Below are 18,585 nucleotides of genomic sequence, written 5' to 3'. Positions count from 1 at the left end.
ATTGACAACTATCCTCTTCTTTTCTATAATAAATCTTGTATTATTCAGAAACCACTTCAAATGGGATTTCTACAGAAACCTCTTTGTGAAGTTTAAGAATGGCCTTATAGCTACCTATTTCCTTAACAGCTTCTTTGATGTAGATAATCTTACGTTCTACTTCAAAACCTGCTTTTGCCAATGCCTCTGCAACTTGAATATTAGTAACAGAACCGAAAATAGTACCTGTTGAACTAGTCTTAGCACCGATGGTTAATGAAACACCTTCCAGTTTAGCAGCCAAAGCTTGAGCATCTTCCTTAATCTTAGCCAGTTTATGAGCGCGTTGCTTCAAATTTTCAGCCAATACTTTCTTAGCAGATTCTGAAGCGATTACTGCTTTACCCGTGGGGATTAGAAAGTTACGTCCGTAACCGTCTTTAACTGTTACGATATCGTCTTTGTAACCTAAATTGATTACATCTTCTTTCAAAATAACTTGCATATTCTGTCTCCTCTTATTTTATTATTTCATTAAATCGGTTACATAAGGAAGCAACGCCAAGTGACGAGCTCTCTTTACAGCCTGAGCTACACGACGTTGAAACTTCAAAGAAGTACCTGTAATACGACGTGGAAGAATTTTACCTTGTTCATTCAGGAACTTCTTCAAAAATTCAGGATCTTTGTAATCGATATACTTAATACCGTTCTTTTTGAAACGACAATATTTCTTCTTCTTAACGTCTACTGAAGGCGGAGTCAAATATCTAATTTCTGATTGAGTTGCTGCCATGATTAATTCTCCTTTACTGTTTCTTTAGATGATTTCAAACTTCTTCTCTTAGCTGCATATTCTGCTGCATATTTATCCTGACGGAAAGTCAGAAAACGAATCACACGTTCGTCACGACGGAAATTAACTTCCAAAGTAGCGATTGTTTCAGGATTTGCTTTGAATTCAACCAACTGATAAAAGCCTGTTGTTTTCTTGTCGATAGGATAAGCTAATTTGCGCAATCCCCAATTTTCTTCATTCACAATTTCGGCACCTTCTGCCTTTAGAAGGTTTGTGAATTTTTCTACCGCTTCCTTCATCTGAGCGTCAGACAAAACGGGAGTCAAAATGAAAACGGTTTCGTAATTGTTCATAAAACTCTGTTTTAATAATTAATATTTTTTGCGGTGCAAAGGTATGCAGAATATCTTAACTTACAAACATTTTGATTATTATATTTCTACTATTTGATAAAAAGCGCCAATAAACAAAGAAAAACAGCTTGTATTTATAAGGCTCATTATCATATAGATTCTAAAAAAAACTCTACCTTTACTAGCAACATTCATCGTCCTTTGTTGTTTGATATAAAAAAGAGAAACTTTAAATATAATGAGAAAAAGCATAGCACGACGTTTACTTTTCGTTTACCTGTTAATACTTACAAGTGTTTGTTTACATGCGCAGTATACACCTGATGTATTAGGAGACGATTACCTCCGTAGAACATTCCAAATGCCCGACGATTACGAAGGAAAAGTGGTTTGCACATTGGTAAAAAAACCTCAGTTGCCCGATGTAAAACAAGCAATCCTGTATATTCATGGTTACAACGATTATTTTTTTCAGAAACAATTGGGAGATAGCATCAATGCACATGGCTATAATTTTTACGCTATGGATTTAAGGAAGTACGGACGCTCAATCCTCCCAAACCAAAACCCATTTTTTTGCAAAAGCCTGAAAGAATATTTTGCAGATATAGACACGGCTATCGCAACAATACAGGCAGAAGGAAATGATAAAATTTTGCTAATGGCTCATTCAACAGGTGGACTCATTACCCCTTATTATCTTAATAGTAAAAAAGGAAACATGCCAATAGACGGTCTAATTCTTAATAGTCCGTTTCTGGACTGGAACTTTGGCTGGTTTATGGAGAGAATAATAATCCCAACAGTATCATTCATCGGAAAACTTTTCCCCAATTTAACAGTACAAGGCTATGGCAACCCAAACTATTCTTACAGCTTGTTAAAACAATTCAAAGGAGAATGGGAATATGACACTAATTGGAAAATGATATTCGGACATCCTAAAAAAGCCGGATGGATTCATGCCATCCAAGAAGCACAACAAACGATCCAAAAAGGGATAGAGCTAGATTGTCCGATATTAATAATGTCTTCCAATAAATCATTTCCGGAAACAAAGAAATGGCATAATGAATATATGACTTCGGATATTGTTTTAAACGTTCAAGATATTCAAAAATACGGAAAAGGATTAGGGTTTCATATTACACAAGATACAATACAAAACGGAATGCACGATTTAATTCTCTCGGAAAAATCATCAAGAAACCACGTCTACCGTACTGTATTCGATTGGATGAAGGGATTATAACCAAAAATCGCCTTCTTTACCCTTTTACTGCTGCTAAATGTTGGCGTGCCAGATTATTCATATCTTCAAGAATATTACGGTTTACATAGTTAAAACTAAAACGAAAAAAATAATCCCGCAGGGTCCCTATATTTGCCGGAAAAGTCAAACTGTGAAGTTGATTTAAAGCAATAAAAATATAGCCTTCACGTGGAATTCTGTTAAAAAATTCGATCTTAGTTTTATCCAAAGCAATAATGTCTCCATCTATTTCGGCATAGCCATTCATAGCTTCTGTCCAGGTTATAATCATCTTCTTATCATATATGGCCCATTTATAAGAGTCTTTGCCATTCACTTTCTCCGGCAAAGTATTGGCATGATGTATTAAAATATAATCATTTTGCATACTATAATCACAATGTATCCAAATATCCAATATTTTAATTTCCGTCGCATTATCCAACTTATAAAAGCCATTTTTACCTATTTGAGGAGAAAAAACTTTGCGCTCCACATCTGTAAAATAGATAATATGATTACCAAAAAAATCCATCTTTTGCGTGAAATTAGAAAAAAGTTTAGCCATTTTTTTATGATCAGTACAATGGACAAATTCAGGTAGTTCTTTGGGAAAATTTTTTCGACAAATCAAACTAAACTCTTGCATCAATTCTTTCGGATCACGCTCCTTTTGCATTTCCACATAAGCCAAAATTTCGTCTATTGTATGGAAACGGTTTTCATTATCCGGAAGCATACAACGCTCAACCACCTCATCATACATCTTTAATCCGGGAAAAACATTACTTATTTGCACATCTGCATTTACGTCACCCAATGCATACCATTTTAGAACCTCTCCAATTGCATATATATCATCGTTAATAGCTTTTTCAGGATTTCCGATTGCAACATCCGTCAATACAAATTCATTATGATTGTCTACTAATATATTCTGAGGTTTTATATTTCGATGAGATAAGCCCATACTATGCAGGAACTGCACTGAATCTGTAAGAAAACGAAATAATTTCACAAAAACTTCGGGAGATAAGGAAGAACAATAATCCTTTAAAGAGCCCTTGTATAATTTCATTACCAATACAGGTATTTGCTCTCCTTTTACTTCCAAGACATCATAGTCTATATATTGAACTATATTTCGGCGTGTTTCAAGTAAAGATACGGAAAAAAATTCTTTCTTAAAATTATCTAAACAGTCTTGCCTACTATTCCTTTCTCCAAAAAGAAAAAACTTTAAAGCAACTTCCGCATCATTCAGCCGAGCCTTATAAACAATTCCGTTTTCACCGCACCCCAATGGCATCGGCTCTAATACAAAATCGCCCAAACCCAATGATAATCTATACTTTTCAGCTTTAACAAATTCCTCAAAAACGTATCTATTATTCATATCATATCTGTTTGTAAATCAAGCATTGAGAGCAAATATACAACTATTATTTTGTATTTTTATAAAGCTTAAGACTCTTTTTTACAAGGCATGACAACGAGAATTTATAAATATGTATCTTTGCAAAATATTAAAAATAATACAATGAAATTAATGCGATTGATTTTTATAGGTTTTGCCCTATCTTGTTTCACAACCGCAGCTTTTGCCCAAAGCGAAAACAACATACAAAATACTACGACTTACAAGGCCGAAGTATTCGGGTCTGCAGCAAGTGGCAGCAATACTCCGTTTTGGATGGTTAGTAATCGGTATGGAGTAGTACCATTAGATGCTAACAATGGATATTTGAATGCCGCAGTCTTCCACAATCAGAAATTCGGAAAAGGTTTCTATTGGGAAGCAGGACTTGATTTGATTGGCGCTATGCCTCGAAATCGAAACATCTTTATACAGCAAGCATTTGCCGAGATTGGATATAAAAGTATGTTGCTAAAGATAGGTAGTAAAGAAGATTATAATTCTTTATGGGACAGAAATCTAAGCTCCGGAGACCTGGTACAGTCGGCCAATGCGCGTCCCATTCCTGAAATAAAAATCAGTATGCCGCAATTTACGATTATTCCAGGCACAAAAGGTTGGATGCAAGTAAAAGGAGACTTTGCCGTCGGACGTTCTTTTGACACAGATTACCTCAAAGATTTCACCGGTATGTATACAGGTAAAGAACAAATATACATCAAAAACGTATTGTGGCATCATAAATCAATATTTATACAAATAAAAGATACCAGAAATAATTTTCCTCTATCAGCAACTATCGGCGTACAACATTTTGCACAATGGGGTGGCACATCCACCGATCCTAAAATAGGAGTTCAACCTCATTCTCTCAAAGATTTCATTCGCGTTGTTTGTGGCAGCAAAGGAGGAGACGATGCTACTATATCCGATCAAGTAAATGTATTGGGCAGCCACTACGGCTCTTATGATTTCAAGCTAAGTTTTACTAAGAAAGATTGGGCTTTGCATGCTTACCATCAACATTATTTTAACGATAAATCCGGTATGATTTTCAATAATGGAACAGATGGATTATATGGCATACAAATCGACTTGCCTAAACTTCCCTGGCTACGCAAGATCGTTACGGAATATGTTCTGACCCGCGATCAAACAGGACCAATGCATTTTATTGATTTTGACCACAATAAGTATTCCGGAATTGGAGGGGGTAATGATGATTATTACAACAACTTAGAATACTTGACAGGACTTTCTTATTTCAACAGAGGTATCGGATCACCATTAATAGTCTCACCCGAATATAACGACGGAAAATTAGGTTTTACAAATAACCGAATCAAAGACTGGCACATTGGAGCCGAAGGAGACATCTCCACACAAGTATCTTATAGAGTCCTATTTACGGTTATGAACGGTTGGGGAACATCCTATCAACCATTCAGAAATAAGAAAGACGGAACGTCTTGTTTAGTTGATATTTCCTACACACATCCACATTTAACAGGATGGACATTCACCGGTTCTGTAGCTGCAGATACAGGGACGATGGTTGGAAAAGGTATTGGCTTCAGCTTTAGTGTAGCCAAAAGAGGTATATTAAAAGTATGGAAATAACCATACGCCTATTTGTATTTTTCCCATAAAGAAGAAGCTATAATTTCCTGCGTTACCTTCGCCATTTCCTGCAATCCTTTATGGGAAACATCCATACCGTCCGTCGATATCGCAGGGTGAATCACCATTTCCATACAATGCCTACGCAGATTTAATGATCCGATAGGCAATACATCAAACGGACCATTTAATGTAATCGGGATAATTGGAAGGTGTTGATCTGCCGCCATTTGATAAGCCCCTTTCTTAAAACGAACCATTTTTCCGGTATAAGTACGAGAGCCTTCGGGAAACACAACCACCGACGCTCCATTTTTTAAACAATGCTCAGCCTCCACTACACTACGCGCTGCTGCTTTAGGCGTTGAATTATCTACAAAAATAAAACCGGCAGCCCGGCAAGCTGCTCCGACAAATGGAATTTTAGCAATACCAGCTTTCATCACCCATTTGATAGGAACACCTAAAAATCCATAAATTAAGAATATATCAAAAGCTCCCTGATGATTGGCAACAAATACATACGATTTTTTGCGATTTATATTTTCACGTCCTTTCACATGTACCGGACATAAAGCCAAATAACAGGCTAAACGAGACCATATCATTCCGGGATAATAAGCGAAAAACCTTTCTCCTCCCAATAAACAACCAATAATAACCGTCAATGCAGTAAGGATCGTAAGTACCACAAAAATGGGTACAAAAAACAGCCACAAATAAATCATGTAAAGAATTCGCACCATACGCAATTTTTATTATTCTACAAATATATATGCTAAATTGAAAGGAATTGATATTTTTATTCCAAAATATTTTTGCAATCGGGTTATTATTACTTTATTTGCGGTAGAAAAGGAAATAATTAAAAACATCTATAACCATGAACGAGTTTATCAAAAATCTTGGAGTAATCGTACTCCTTATCGGTGTAATCATTTTGGCAGTACCGGCATTAACTGGCGGTATGAATAATGGTATCCTTTTGGCAGGTTTAGGAGTAATTCTTTTGGGCTATATCGGACACATCGTTATCAATAAAAAAGTGGAGTAAGCACTCTTTCAAGAAAACAAAATAAAAAAGGACGATTTTGATAATCGTCCTTTTTTATTTATTGTTGATCCAACCACTCTCTCATTGCATTTACCAATAATTGGTTCTCATCGCTTTTTTGTGTAGAAAGACGAATATAAGTTTCATCCAGCCCTCGAAAATTCGACGCATCACGTATTAAAATACCATGATTATCCAATAAATACTTTTTTAGCTCAGCAGCCGTACCTTTTTTTAGGCGCAATAAGAAAAAGGTAGTTGCCGTAGGTATCACTTCCACTCCATCCAATTTACTTAGTTGATAAATTAGTTCTGCCGTTTCTCGCTGCCATTTACGGATAGGTAACGTGAACTGTGCAGGATGAATTAAAATATATTTACTAGCCTCTATTGCTATAGCATTGATAGACCAAGGAATAATATATTTATTGATTTCCTTTATTATTGCCGGAGAAGCCACCAAATAACCAATACGCAACCCAGGAACATTATATGCCTTCGATATAGATTGTACAATTATCAGATTTTCGTGATTATGTATATCACTGGGTTTTAGCATATCCTCCGTTGTAAAAGCGACATACGCCTGATCTACAATAAATGTTGTCTGACGATTAGCGGCAATCAGCGTCAATAACTCCGTACGATGTATTAATTTGCCATCCGGATTATTCGGATTACAAATCCAACAAAAATCCTGTCCATCCAATGATAATTCCGAAAGATCGTCGGAAGTAGAGAAGAATGTTATTTCATGTCCATGTAAACGACAAGCATCTTCATATTCAGCAAACGACGGTATTGCTATTTTAGACTTTGCCCCCTGCCAAGCTTGAGCCAATAGATAAAAAGCAGTAATAGAACCATTCGTTACAACAATATTATCTTCTTTTATCTCATGACGACGGGCAAGTAATCGCTTTAAAGAAGCGGCATCCGGCTCCGGGTAACGAGTTAATTTATCAAACTCTAAAATCAAATGCTCTTTTAGTTTATCCAAATTGGCTCCATGCCAAACATTTGAACTGAAATTTATCTTTATTTCATTCTGTGAATTATAAAAATCATCACCGTGTCCGAACAACATATTCCATTAGTTTTATGAATAAATAATAGTTCTATAAAAGTTCACAAATATACTAATTATTTTATTGCTTTATAAATGGCTTCCTGTATACGAAGACGAATATTTAAAGATCCTAATTTATTATTGGCACGAGATGGGTTTACACGATTACTCAAAAAGATATAGATTAATTGATTTTCCGGATCAACCCAAAAACAAGTACCCGTAAACCCCGTATGTCCATATACAGATGCAGGAGCTTGTGGGGCACACGGAGAAGACTGAGGACTGCCTATTGCTGGTTTATCAAAGCCTAACCTTCTACGACTTGTTGGACTTTTGCTCTGGGTAAATAACCGACAAGTTTCCATAGATAAATATTGTTCTCCACCATAAACGCCCTGATTAAGGAATAATTGAAGAACTTTTGCCAAATCATTAGCATTTGAAAAAAGTCCGGCATTTCCAGAAACACCTCCTTGAAAAGCAGCAGCCTCATCATGCACATAACCTCGCAGAAGTTGACGACGTACAAACCGGTCATCCTCCGTAGGAACAATCTGCAGAGTATCCATAATCTTTAAAGGCGTATAAGTAACATGCCATGCGCCTAAACCTGCATAAAAATCATCGTGAAGCAAACGGTCCATCGGTTTATCCATCAAATTTTCCACCATCATCTTCAGAAGGATAAAATTGATACAACTATATACATATTTTCCTCGTTTTCCCAAACGTGAGTCTACAATAGATTGCATAATAGAATCTTTAAAAGAATCATTCACATAAAAATTACGAGCCACTTCTGTCGTAAAGCCTGGCTTCTTTTTATCCGATACCAAATCCGGAAGATAAGAGAAGTCATTCCTTACATATGTCTTTGCATCAAAACGAATGGGGTGAACCGCATTTTTAGCATTACTATACAAACTCCCCGTATAACTGTCTTTATCAATAGCTTTCAGATAAAAATTAATGGATGATATCAATCCGGATTGATGATATAGTAATTCTTTTATCGACAAATCTTGCTTATTAGAACCTTTCAACGCCGGAACAAAATCCGCAATCTTATTATTTAGCGTAAATTTTTTTTCATCATACGCTTTCATGACAGCCAATAACGTACCGGAAGCTTTAGATGCAGATGCCAGATCATAAACAGAAGTTTCCGTTACTATCCGACTTTTATCGAAATCATAATATCCAAACGACTTATCATAAATTATCATACCATCCTTTGCAACCAAGACTTGGCAGCCGGGAAAAGCCTTTTCCTCCAGACCTTCCGATACGATAGACTCTATCACATCCAAACGTACAGCATTTGCACCAACTTCTTCGGGCTCATGGTAACCAAGCCGGGTCTTTTCTGTAAACACACCTGTCCCTGAATAATACAGTCCTGGAATTGAAACAGGTAATTTACCCTTTGCCCCTATACCTCCAAAAATAACCTGAGCTGCATATTCTTGAGCTAAAGGAGTATTTTCATACCCCATTACTAAAGCTTTTGCCTTTTGGATAGAATTTTTATAATCCTTACAGAAATACGGCAATGTAAAAAAAGCATATACCAGTTCTTTTTTAGCGGATAGCTGCCTCAACGGCAAACTCTCCGGAATCCGAACCGTATGTACGCTACATATAATAATATCATAATTATTCAATTGATTATAAACTTTTTGAATAGCAGCAGCCGACGTATTACGTCCTATACTAAAGCTTGCAATCGAATCATAACGATTCAGCATAGTCTGGAACTCATTTCCTGCATCATCCCCTATAGCTAATGCTGCTATTTTTTTCTTGCCCAATTGCTTCAACGGAAGAATATCCGACGTATTTTTTAAAACAGTAATTGCCTCCGAATTCAGTTTAGCAGCCAACCAGGCAGCATGGGGAGAATTCAAACGCTTCATCAAGTCTTGCGTATCTATCGGTCGATATTGATTAAGACCTGCTATATATTTATACTGCAATATTTTGATACATTTCGCTTCTATTTCTTCAAGGGAGAGTATACCTTCATTAATAGCTTCTTTCACGGCTGTAAAATCATTTATCGGAGCAGCAGGAGCCAACAACACATCATTACCGGCCAAAAGTGCCATAACAGAAGGATTATCCGTTTTCTTTGTTGTTGCTCCTTTCATAGCCAAAGCATCGGTAAAACATAAACCTTGAAATCCGATCTTTTCTTTCAACAAATCTGTTACTACAGCATGGGATAAAGAAGCCGGACGGTTTGGTGTTTTATCTATAGCCGGAATATACAAATGCCCTGTCATTACTCCCGAGAAACCATCATATATATATCTTTTAAACGGTAATAATTCCACACTATCCAAACGCGCCATTGAATGGAATACGGAGGGTAATGTCTTATGTGAATCATCAGATGTATCGCCATGTCCCGGAAAATGCTTTGATACAGAAAGTACGCCTTTACTTTCAAGTCCGCGGGCATAAGCAATTCCTTTATCGGCAACCATATCCGGGTTCTCTCCAAAAGAACGAAGACCTATTACCGGGTTATCCACATTACTATTTACATCCAGATCAGGTGCAAAATTAATATGGATGCCCATCTCCCGGCACTGACGGGCTACTTCTTTGCCATATTCCTCTATCAGCGTATTATCTTCAATAGCGCCCAGCATCATATTTTTCGGAAAACGAGTAGTATTACTTAAACGCATAGACAACCCCCACTCTCCATCCAAGGAAATAAACAAAGGTATGCGCGAGGCTTTTTGAAGACGGTTTGTCACTTCTGCCTGTGTAACCGGATTTCCTTTATGAAACAAAACACCACCAACTTTTATTTCATTGACATAACGCATCAGTTTCTGCATATTCCGCATATCCGACTTTGGTTCAGCAATTACCATAAACAATTGGCCGATACGTTCGTCATAACTCATAGCATCAAAAACCGAATCAACCCAATGATTCATCTTTTCTTTATCTACATTAGCCATTAACGCAGGCTCCGTCTGAGCCCAACCAGAACATACACAGAAACAGCACAATACCCAAAAATATATTTTCTTCATCTTCTCCAAATCCTTTTACCACCCCAAAAGTAAGAAAAATACGAGAATCCACTGATAAGATAACAAAGAAAGTATTTAAAGCGACAATAGTTAATTTATAGAATGATCCCGATGACTTTATAAAATCATCGGGATCATTTCACAAAATCATCGGGATCGTTATTATACGAGACTTCCGGTCTTATTAAAAATAAAGCCACACCTTCTTGCACAATAAATATTTATTTCGTTACTTTGCATCCGCTTTGCGTAATCTCTGTCGGGAAAAGTTGCCCGTTATATTGCGTTTCATTTTAAATTACAATTAAAAAGCTATAAACAATGGATTTAATTAAGATTGCAGAAGAAGCGTTTGCTACAAAGAAGGAGCATCCTTCATTCAAAAGTGGTGACACTATTACAGTAGCTTACCGTATTAAAGAAGGTAACAAAGAACGTATCCAGCAGTACAGAGGCGTTGTTATCCGTATCTCAGGACATGGTGACAAAAAACGTTTCACTGTTCGTAAGATGTCTGATAACATTGGTGTAGAAAGAATTTTCCCTATCGAATCACCGTTTATCGAAAGCATCACTGTAAACAAAGTTGGTAAAGTACGTCGCGCTAAATTGTACTATCTGCGCGCTCTTACCGGAAAGAAAGCAAGAATCAAAGAAAAGAGAGTTTAATACCTCTCTGGTTCTATTGCCATACAAAAAAGCCATCCGATTACCGGAATGGCTTTTTTGTTTTTATATCCAATGCAAACAGAAAATAACCACAACGAACCATTTATCCTTCAACCGATAATATCGGGAATATAGAACAGACAAGAAAAACCGCTGATTCATCGATTCGTTTGCCCGTTTCATCGATTCTCTTTCTTCCGCACAAGCACTTTATCTACCTTTGGCTGCATAAACGAACAGATTATGCACCTCCCCAAAAAGAACGATTTGCTCATAGGGTTTACAGTATCCGTACTCATCACCCTGTTTGTAAACTTTTCCATGCTGATGCGGAATTACAACGATAACGCTAAAGCCATCAATATGCCTGACAACTTTCCCATGCCTGTTCCACCACAGAATAACGACTTCCTGTACTTCTCCCTCATCTGGTTTTTCATATACGCATTCCTGCTGTTCATTGTAAACGACCAATTATACAAGCTGGGAGACCGGATATTCCGTAAAAAGGAATATAAGACAATGCTGCTCGTTGCAGTAGCCAGCGTTGTGACGGCATTCGGAGTATTCAAGCTATACCCTCCGGTAAATGATATGATAATGGTGAACCTATTCGACATAAGAAACCGCTTCCCCTTCCCCCATCCGCTGGAGACAGAGCACCTCTTCGTATTGCTCACCGTGATGCTGTCGGTATTGCTGGTACGGTTGCTCAACAGCAAGCAGCAGATGATGCTGGAATACGAGAAGCTAAAGACCGAGAAGCTCCAGAACTCTTACAACGCCCTCATGGGGCAGATCAACCCGCATTTCTTCTTTAACTCTCTAAACGGGCTGAGCTCCCTGATACAAAGCGAGGAGAAGGAGAAGACGATTACTTACCTGAACGAGCTTTCCAACGTATTCCGCTACATCCTGCAAAGCAACAAAAAGGAACTGGTTACGCTGGCCGAAGAGCTCCAGTTCGTGAAGGCCTACACCTACCTGCTCGGCGTACGATATGAAGGCAAGCTGTTCTTCTCCATGCAGGTGGACACGCCCTTCTTGCTGCTATGGTACCTGCCCATTCTCAGCATCCTCCCGCTGATAGAGAATGCCGTAAAGCACAACGTGATAAGCAAGCAATATCCCCTGCAGATAGACATCTATACAACGGCCGATAACATGATCGTGATATCCAACAAGATACAACCGAAAGCCGAAGAAAGCTCCGGCAGCGGCATCGGGCTCAAAAACCTTTGGGGACGCTACCGCATGCTCACCGGCAAAGACATACAGATTTCCAACCGGAAGGAATACTTCAAGGTAAGCCTTCCATTACTTAATTCGCCCGCACCACTGCCATGAATGCCATCATTATAGAAGACGAAACCGCTGCCGTCAGCAGCCTGAAAGCCGTATTGGCCCGCAACTCCGTAGCAGACATACGGGTGGTTGCCGAACTGGAAAGCATCGAGGAGAGCGTGGCCTGGTTTGGGAGCCATCCGCATCCCGACATCATCTTTATGGACATCCACCTGGCGGACAGATCGGCGTTCAAGATTTTCGAGCAGGTGGAAATAGAAGCCCCTGTTGTATTCACCACCGCATACGACGAATACGCCTTGCAGGCCTTCCGGGTTAGCAGCATAGATTATCTGCTGAAGCCCGTAACAACCGTGTCGCTGGAGCGTGCGCTGAGCAAGTTACGCCTTCTTTACCCCTACACGGCCAACGAGAAAGCTGCGGACTGTACGCCGAACGGCAAACTGCGTCCGATAGACCATCAGCTGGGCGCGCTGAATGAGAAGCTGGACAAGGCGCTGGCCGACGTACACGAGGTGTTGAACAAGGAGCAGGTAGAGCAACCTGTCTTTGTGCGCGAAGGCAGCCGCATCATCCGACTGCAAAGGGAAGAGATCCTCTTTCTGGAAGGGTACGGCGACTATGTAAAGATTCACCGCACTACGGGCAAGCCCCGGCCCGAAGCTCGTGGGCATCGTTAAACTTTACGCGGCTGTCGCCGGACGATAACGAACCGTACTGACGGAACGTATAATCCAGTGCATAGGTCATCTTTTTATATTGAAGCGCGCCACCCGCACCGGCAAACTGTGGAAGAGACTGCCTGACGGTCTTTTTCTTCACCTCCGTACTGGCATCATCGTTTATAATCGTTATCGAGTTCTCCAAAGAGATCTTCCGGCGGTAGCCGTACACAGCCCCCAGCGTCAAAGCCGCCTCACGCCCCACCTGCCGGTAATATTGCAGGCCGAAGTCGGCAAGAAAAGCCCGCCCGTAAAGGGTCTGGGTGACGGACATGGAGCTTTGCGTTTCGGACTGCTCCATATTCCCGAACACATAGTTCAGGTTTACGCCCATCGACAAATGCCGCATAAGCCTGAAAGCATGGGTCAGACAGGCTTTAGACAGCCCGCCGCTACCCTCAAACTCACTGTCGTAACCGGTATCGAGAGAACCTTCCAGCGGCTGGGAGCTTTTGAAGTAGTAACCCACGAAGCTGTAAGGCATTATCCCCACCGCCACGTACCAACGGGGAATGATGCGCCCGGCCAGCGAGAAGGCCGACATGTTGCCCGACACGGCGTGGTTGGAACTTCCTCCGGATTGGGCACGCTCACTCCTCAGAAAGAGCGACGTTTCGGCCATCAGCGAACAGCTGTCCAAGCCCGTCAGCCCTGCCGGATTATCACTGTTGATAAGCGAAGCCCCGCGCATGCCGTAGGCCACCCCTCCCATCGCCACATTCTGACCATACAGCCCGGAGGCAATCTCGCCCACACCAAACATGGAGTAGGGCGACGAGGTCATAACTCCCTGTCCCATCAAGCGGGACGTTGCCATCAGCACAAAGCCGACGGCGTATTTAATAGCTTTCATAAATCTTATAGGTTAGTTGTAAAACGATGGGCGAACGCCCGCTCTGGTCGCTAAACGTAAGGTTGCGCACAGTTCCCGTATAGTCGTCGGAGCTAAATACCAGTTGCAGGTTATGTTTGTACATGCCTATCGTGCCCAGCTCTTCCTGCATGAAATCCGTTACGTCGAAGTAGTAATACGTGTTGCTCTCGAAAGCATAGTCCCTTACCAACACCCCGCTTTGTACCTCCGAGCCCAGATAGTCGGTTACGGCATCGGTTACCACATTGTTCTCGTCGGCAATGTATAAGAAGATGCTGTCCGGCAACGGGTTGAAGTCGGAATAAATGCCCGGCTCCGGATAGATCTTTAAGAGTGCACTCTCTATATTCACCTGCTCGCCATGCTGCATGATATTATTCAAATGAGGAAACTCCAAACGGGTGTACCAGCCTATTCCGCCAAACAGCACCCCCCTCCCGTCCAATGCCTGCGAAGGAATCTCCACCTGCTTTAAGGGGTATCCGTCCATCAAAGTGCCTGTCCGGTCGTGTTCTATGCGGTTAAACTGAGTCTCGGTATTGGGCGAGAATATCAGGGTCTTCTCCCTCTTCACCTCTTCGGATACATGGTAATACAGCACGATGATAGCAGAGGAGTCGGAGACGCTGAAAGTCTGCAATGACTGGCTGACCGCTTCGTCCGGCATAACGACAATGCCCTTGAAATAATCGGGGAAGCGGTCTGCCGACACCGCCTCGTCGCGGCTATGGAAGCGGTCCAGTAAGTTCCGCCCCAATTCGTCCGGCAAACGGATCTCCAGCTTCTCTCCACTACGGGGTTTAGGTCTAAAGGAACAGGTACCCAGTGGAGCGGCATCATACGGAAACGAAGAGTTGTTGTACAGATACCCGTTATCATTCAAGATAATCTTATCGGCCAGCTTATATACGTTGAACTGTTGCACCAGTGTTGTATCTCCCACGAAATTCCCGCTATAAGAGAGTGACAGCATACAGGAATCTAATACAACCGTTGCCTCCGCCTCCGTATCGTATGCCGGGCGTTCATAAGCAACATAGCCGGAAGCCCTGACAGTTCCCCATAACGGATGCCGGTACTGTCCGATCAAAGCCAGCCCCTTGCCGGATGTCTCCAAAGAGTCTATCAGCACGGATGTTATGTTTACCGTACACGAATCCATTGTCACATTCCGGAAAGAAGACTCTACCAGTCCACTGCCATACGTGCTATTACTGTCATAACAAGCCGACAGGCACAGGCAAAAGAATAAAAGCGAGAAGCTACATGCAGATTTATACATAGTGTGTTCAGTTTATGAATGGGCAGCAGTTTGCCTTAATTGCCGGCAAAGGACAGACATCTCATAAAAGGATACAAGAATAATCGGTGAACGGGCGGCTTCATTCTGTGAAATGGCTAACCTTTTATCTATAGCCTTTTACCGAGAGAAAAGGGCCGTCTGTCGATTTTTGTTGTGCAGCCCGTAAATGTCATGTTCTTTTGCATCCATAAAGAACAGTAATACACTATAGAATGAAACAAAAAAGATTATTGGCAGTCATGCTATTTCTGCTGCTGGCAGTCCTACCATCATGCAAAAGCGATGATGACGACGATTTAATAGGCAAGTGGTATCGCGTTTCCGACTTCGACGGGTTAGCCAGGTATGCCGCTTCTTCCTTTACGATCGGCAATAAAGGGTATCTGGTTTGCGGATACGACAACAAGAAATGCTTATCCGACTTATGGGTTTATGACATAGAAATGGACAGCTGGACGCAATTGGCTTCTTTTCCCGGAACAGCCCGCCATACCGCGGTTGCCTTTACGGTCAATGAAAAAGGTTATCTGGGGACCGGCTACGACAAAGAGAACTACCTGAAAGATTTCTGGGAATACAATCCTGCCGGTAATACGTGGGAACAGAAAGCCGATTTTCCGGGATCGGCCCGCTATGGAGCCGTAGGATTCGGAGTGGCGGGAAAAGGATATATCGGTTGTGGTTACGATGGTAATTACCTGAAGGATTTCTATTCATTCAACCCTTCAACCAACGCTTGGGAACAGATTATAAGTATCGGAGGCAGTAAACGGACCGGCGCCACCAGCTTTGTTATTAATGATGAAGCATATGTATGTTGCGGATTAAATAATGGCGATTATGTAAATGATTTCTGGAAGTATAATCCTTCTACCGGTTTGTGGACACAACTACGCGACATTTCCGATACTTCCGATGATGATTATGATGACGATTACAATATTGTACGAACCAACGGAGTGGCTTTCGTTATCGACGGCGCAGCTTATATAGCTTGCGGTGAGAGCGGAAGTGTCCGCAGTGATACTTGGAAATACAGCCCTGCAACAGACTTGTGGGAAAATGTTGCTAAGTTCAAAGGCACGGCTCGTACATCAACAGCTTCTTTTTCCTCCGGAGAAAGAGGGTTTATAGTATCAGGCAAGAGCAGTACTTTATGTTTTGATGACATTTGGGAACTTCACCCTTATGAGTATGATGATGACGATTATTAAAGACAGGAAGAGCATGATTGCATCATGTTCGTTACTGCTACTGGTACTTATTGGTTTATTATTTTATCGTTCCGGAGAAATGGGGTCTCCGGACAGACGGCAACTGGAGTTGCAAACATTTCAATTGGAGGATGGCTGGGGGTATAAAATCAGGATGAACAGGAAAGTGTTGATTTACCAACCTACCATCCCTTCAATTGATACAATGATGTCTTTTCCCAATGAAACAAGTGCTAAAGCTGCAGGTTCATTAGTGCTGGAAAGATTAAATCGCAATCAAGACTTCTCTATTACAAAAGATGATATAAAGTATCTCTTTAAGCAAAAGGAATAGGTTAGCACACTCTAAGAAAAAAGCCGGCTTTTCTATAGCCGGCTTTTTGTGTATATGTTTACATAATCGAAGTGATTATGTAGCGAGTACGGTAGTATTAGCAATTCTTGCACTTTTTATAAGTCTTGTAGCCATAAACGGCCAGACTACCCAATTCTTCTTCTATGCGGAGCAACTGGTTGTACTTAGCCATACGATCCGAACGGCTCAACGAGCCGGTCTTTATCTGCCCTGAGTTTGTGGCAACTGCAATGTCTGCAATTGTTGCGTCCTCTGTTTCACCCGAACGATGCGAAGTTACCGATGTATAGCCATTCCGATGTGCCATTTCAATGGCATCCAGCGTTTCTGTTAAAGTACCTATTTGATTTACTTTAATCAATATTGAATTGGCACAGCCATTCTCAATGCCTTTCTTCAAGAACTCAACGTTGGTTACAAACAAATCATCACCTACCAGCTGGCATTTTGCCCCCAGAGTAGATGTCAGCATCTGCCAACCATCCCAATCGTTTTCATCCATGCCGTCTTCTATCGAATCAATCGGATATTTGCCTACTAACTCTGCTAAATATGTCACTTGTTGCTGGGCAGTACGTTTTGCTCCCTTAGCTCCTTCAAACTTTGTATAGTCATATATACCATCATTATAAAACTCAGAAGCAGCACAGTCCATGGCAATAGTAACATCCTTACCCGGTTCATAGCCTGCAGCTTTAATAGCCGCCATAATAGAATTCAAGGCATCTTCTGTTCCTTCCAGAGCCGGAGCAAATCCACCTTCATCTCCTACAGCTGTACTTAGGCCACGATCGTGGAGTACTTTCTTCAAAGCATGGAAAACTTCGGCGCCCATACGCAATCCTTCACGGAAGCTGCTAGCGCCAACAGGGCGAATCATAAACTCCTGAAAGGCTATAGGTGCATCAGAATGTGAACCTCCATTAATAATATTCATCATTGGTACAGGCATTACGTATGCGTTTGTTCCTCCTATATAACGATAAAGAGGTAAGTCCAGATAGTTTGCTGCAGCTTTAGCTACCGCTAACGAAACGCCTAACATTGCATTTGCTCCAAGATTAGACTTTGTTTTTGTACCGTCCAATTCGAGTAACTTATAATCTATTTCTCTTTGATTCAATGCACTCATGCCCAAAATAGCAGGAGCTATGACATTATTAACATTTTCTACGGCTTTCAACACGCCTTTGCCTCCGTAACGTTTCTTATCACCATCACGTAATTCTATTGCTTCATTCTCACCGGTAGAAGCTCCGGAGGGAACAGCTGCACGACCAAATGCGCCGGAAGCTAAATGTACATCTACTTCTACAGTTGGATTACCACGGGAATCAAGAATTTCTCTACCTATTACTTTTACAATTTCCATATTTACAAATATATTTAATGGTTCTTTTATCTTTCATGTCCTTTGCAAATATAACAAACGGAGAATAGATAATGTTGAAAAAGTCCATCGGGTTTATCTATAATCCAATTAACGCAGCCAATCATTCATATTCTATTGTAACGAACTATGCACCCGATTCTAAACAAAAAAG

At 40.8% G+C, this 18,585-nt stretch carries 18 protein-coding genes; 8 read left to right on the top strand and 10 right to left on the bottom strand.

Annotated elements, in window-relative coordinates:
- Positions 1-40: 40 nt before the first annotated feature.
- From rplI to rpsF, 3 genes are read right to left on the bottom strand one after another with little or no spacing between them, the layout of a single operon-like run.
- Complete coding sequence (rplI, locus tag C1721_RS08465) at positions 41-484, bottom strand: 50S ribosomal protein L9 (protein WP_102407965.1); 444 nt, start codon at positions 482-484, stop codon at positions 41-43.
- Between the two features lie 21 nt (positions 485-505).
- A complete protein-coding gene (gene rpsR, locus C1721_RS08460; RefSeq protein ID WP_005637107.1) occupies positions 506-775 on the bottom strand; it encodes a 30S ribosomal protein S18 in 270 nt (89 codons plus the stop codon).
- A gap of 2 nt (positions 776-777) precedes the next feature.
- A complete protein-coding gene (rpsF, locus tag C1721_RS08455; protein ID WP_102407964.1) occupies positions 778-1,131 on the bottom strand; it encodes a 30S ribosomal protein S6 in 354 nt (117 codons plus the stop codon).
- Positions 1,132-1,381: 250 nt separating this feature from the next.
- On the opposite strand from rpsF, the gene C1721_RS08450 reads away from it, so the two are divergent.
- A complete protein-coding gene (locus C1721_RS08450; protein ID WP_234347602.1) occupies positions 1,382-2,383 on the top strand; it encodes an alpha/beta hydrolase in 1,002 nt (333 codons plus the stop codon).
- A gap of 16 nt (positions 2,384-2,399) precedes the next feature.
- On the opposite strand, the gene C1721_RS08445 is transcribed toward C1721_RS08450, so the two are convergent.
- Entirely contained in the window at positions 2,400-3,779 is a 1,380-nt protein-coding gene (locus C1721_RS08445; protein ID WP_102407962.1) for a protein kinase domain-containing protein, read from the bottom strand.
- 144 nt (positions 3,780-3,923) lie between these two features.
- Here C1721_RS08445 and C1721_RS08440 point away from each other — a divergent pair, with 144 nt between their 5' ends.
- Complete coding sequence (locus C1721_RS08440) at positions 3,924-5,420, top strand: capsule assembly Wzi family protein (RefSeq protein ID WP_102409345.1); 1,497 nt, start codon at positions 3,924-3,926, stop codon at positions 5,418-5,420.
- Positions 5,421-5,428: 8 nt separating this feature from the next.
- Here the strand turns inward: C1721_RS08440 and C1721_RS08435 are convergent, their stop codons facing one another.
- Positions 5,429-6,166: a lysophospholipid acyltransferase family protein gene (locus C1721_RS08435; protein ID WP_102407961.1), complete on the bottom strand. Its 738-nt coding sequence runs from the start codon at positions 6,164-6,166 to the stop codon at positions 5,429-5,431.
- 137 nt (positions 6,167-6,303) lie between these two features.
- On the opposite strand from C1721_RS08435, the gene C1721_RS16165 reads away from it, so the two are divergent.
- A complete protein-coding gene (locus C1721_RS16165; protein ID WP_187117326.1) occupies positions 6,304-6,474 on the top strand; it encodes a hypothetical protein in 171 nt (56 codons plus the stop codon).
- 58 nt (positions 6,475-6,532) lie between these two features.
- Here C1721_RS16165 and C1721_RS08430 read toward each other — a convergent pair whose 3' ends face one another.
- Positions 6,533-7,561 (bottom strand): aminotransferase class I/II-fold pyridoxal phosphate-dependent enzyme, encoded by a 1,029-nt coding sequence (locus C1721_RS08430; RefSeq protein WP_102407960.1) that lies wholly within the window; start codon positions 7,559-7,561, stop codon positions 6,533-6,535.
- Between the two features lie 56 nt (positions 7,562-7,617).
- Complete coding sequence (locus C1721_RS08425; protein WP_102407959.1) at positions 7,618-10,599, bottom strand: serine hydrolase domain-containing protein; 2,982 nt, start codon at positions 10,597-10,599, stop codon at positions 7,618-7,620.
- A 321-nt stretch (positions 10,600-10,920) separates the two neighbouring features.
- On the opposite strand from C1721_RS08425, the gene rplS reads away from it, so the two are divergent.
- The 3 genes from rplS (at position 10,921) to C1721_RS08410 (ending at position 13,253) form a co-directional block, all read left to right on the top strand.
- On the top strand, positions 10,921-11,268 hold the full coding sequence (rplS, locus tag C1721_RS08420; RefSeq protein WP_102407958.1) for a 50S ribosomal protein L19: 348 nt from the start codon (positions 10,921-10,923) through the stop codon (positions 11,266-11,268).
- A gap of 243 nt (positions 11,269-11,511) precedes the next feature.
- Positions 11,512-12,615: a sensor histidine kinase gene (locus C1721_RS08415; protein ID WP_102407957.1), complete on the top strand. Its 1,104-nt coding sequence runs from the start codon at positions 11,512-11,514 to the stop codon at positions 12,613-12,615.
- A complete protein-coding gene (locus C1721_RS08410; RefSeq protein ID WP_102407956.1) occupies positions 12,612-13,253 on the top strand; it encodes a LytR/AlgR family response regulator transcription factor in 642 nt (213 codons plus the stop codon). Before C1721_RS08415 ends, C1721_RS08410 begins: the two co-directional genes overlap by 4 nt.
- On the opposite strand, the gene C1721_RS08405 is transcribed toward C1721_RS08410, so the two are convergent.
- Together C1721_RS08405 and C1721_RS08400 are read right to left on the bottom strand one after the other, a co-directional pair.
- On the bottom strand, positions 13,213-14,148 hold the full coding sequence (locus C1721_RS08405) for a PorV/PorQ family protein (protein ID WP_102407955.1): 936 nt from the start codon (positions 14,146-14,148) through the stop codon (positions 13,213-13,215). The genes C1721_RS08410 and C1721_RS08405 overlap by 41 nt on opposite strands.
- A complete protein-coding gene (locus C1721_RS08400) occupies positions 14,135-15,451 on the bottom strand; it encodes a DUF4270 family protein (protein ID WP_102407954.1) in 1,317 nt (438 codons plus the stop codon). The genes C1721_RS08405 and C1721_RS08400 overlap by 14 nt, the downstream gene beginning before the upstream one ends.
- Before the next feature lie 233 nt (positions 15,452-15,684).
- On the opposite strand from C1721_RS08400, the gene C1721_RS08395 reads away from it, so the two are divergent.
- Together C1721_RS08395 and C1721_RS08390 are read left to right on the top strand one after the other, a co-directional pair.
- The gene (locus tag C1721_RS08395; protein WP_102407953.1) at positions 15,685-16,686 is read left to right on the top strand and encodes a Kelch repeat-containing protein; all 1,002 of its coding nucleotides are present in this window, start codon (positions 15,685-15,687) and stop codon (positions 16,684-16,686) included.
- Positions 16,661-17,020 (top strand): DUF4907 domain-containing protein, encoded by a 360-nt coding sequence (locus C1721_RS08390; protein WP_102407952.1) that lies wholly within the window; start codon positions 16,661-16,663, stop codon positions 17,018-17,020. Before C1721_RS08395 ends, C1721_RS08390 begins: the two co-directional genes overlap by 26 nt.
- Before the next feature lie 97 nt (positions 17,021-17,117).
- Here the strand turns inward: C1721_RS08390 and eno are convergent, their stop codons facing one another.
- Entirely contained in the window at positions 17,118-18,413 is a 1,296-nt protein-coding gene (gene eno / locus C1721_RS08385) for a phosphopyruvate hydratase (RefSeq protein WP_102407951.1), read from the bottom strand.
- Positions 18,414-18,585 lie beyond the last annotated feature (172 nt).

Source organism: Parabacteroides bouchesdurhonensis (assembly GCF_900186615.1).
Taxonomy (GTDB): Bacteria; Bacteroidota; Bacteroidia; order Bacteroidales; family Tannerellaceae; genus Parabacteroides; species Parabacteroides bouchesdurhonensis.
Note: the sequence above shows the minus strand (reverse complement) of the source record. Positions and strands in the feature narration are given on the sequence as shown.

What these genes read in the sequence shown, in the direction of transcription:
- rpsR (WP_005637107.1), bottom strand. Translation starts at nt 775, where the DNA reads ATGGCAGCAACTCAATCAGAAATTAGATATTTGACTCCGCCTTCAGTA.
- C1721_RS16165 (WP_187117326.1), top strand. Translation starts at nt 6,304, where the DNA reads ATGAACGAGTTTATCAAAAATCTTGGAGTAATCGTACTCCTTATCGGT.
- C1721_RS08440 (WP_102409345.1), top strand. Translation starts at nt 3,924, where the DNA reads ATGAAATTAATGCGATTGATTTTTATAGGTTTTGCCCTATCTTGTTTC.
- C1721_RS08410 (WP_102407956.1), top strand. Translation starts at nt 12,612, where the DNA reads ATGAATGCCATCATTATAGAAGACGAAACCGCTGCCGTCAGCAGCCTG.
- rpsF (WP_102407964.1), bottom strand. Translation starts at nt 1,131, where the DNA reads ATGAACAATTACGAAACCGTTTTCATTTTGACTCCCGTTTTGTCTGAC.
- C1721_RS08390 (WP_102407952.1), top strand. Translation starts at nt 16,661, where the DNA reads ATGAGTATGATGATGACGATTATTAAAGACAGGAAGAGCATGATTGCA.
- C1721_RS08415 (WP_102407957.1), top strand. Translation starts at nt 11,512, where the DNA reads ATGCACCTCCCCAAAAAGAACGATTTGCTCATAGGGTTTACAGTATCC.
- C1721_RS08435 (WP_102407961.1), bottom strand. Translation starts at nt 6,166, where the DNA reads ATGGTGCGAATTCTTTACATGATTTATTTGTGGCTGTTTTTTGTACCC.
- C1721_RS08445 (WP_102407962.1), bottom strand. Translation starts at nt 3,779, where the DNA reads ATGAATAATAGATACGTTTTTGAGGAATTTGTTAAAGCTGAAAAGTAT.
- C1721_RS08405 (WP_102407955.1), bottom strand. Translation starts at nt 14,148, where the DNA reads ATGAAAGCTATTAAATACGCCGTCGGCTTTGTGCTGATGGCAACGTCC.
- eno (WP_102407951.1), bottom strand. Translation starts at nt 18,413, where the DNA reads ATGGAAATTGTAAAAGTAATAGGTAGAGAAATTCTTGATTCCCGTGGT.
- C1721_RS08425 (WP_102407959.1), bottom strand. Translation starts at nt 10,599, where the DNA reads ATGAAGAAAATATATTTTTGGGTATTGTGCTGTTTCTGTGTATGTTCT.
- rplI (WP_102407965.1), bottom strand. Translation starts at nt 484, where the DNA reads ATGCAAGTTATTTTGAAAGAAGATGTAATCAATTTAGGTTACAAAGAC.
- rplS (WP_102407958.1), top strand. Translation starts at nt 10,921, where the DNA reads ATGGATTTAATTAAGATTGCAGAAGAAGCGTTTGCTACAAAGAAGGAG.
- C1721_RS08430 (WP_102407960.1), bottom strand. Translation starts at nt 7,561, where the DNA reads ATGTTGTTCGGACACGGTGATGATTTTTATAATTCACAGAATGAAATA.
- C1721_RS08395 (WP_102407953.1), top strand. Translation starts at nt 15,685, where the DNA reads ATGAAACAAAAAAGATTATTGGCAGTCATGCTATTTCTGCTGCTGGCA.
- C1721_RS08400 (WP_102407954.1), bottom strand. Translation starts at nt 15,451, where the DNA reads ATGTATAAATCTGCATGTAGCTTCTCGCTTTTATTCTTTTGCCTGTGC.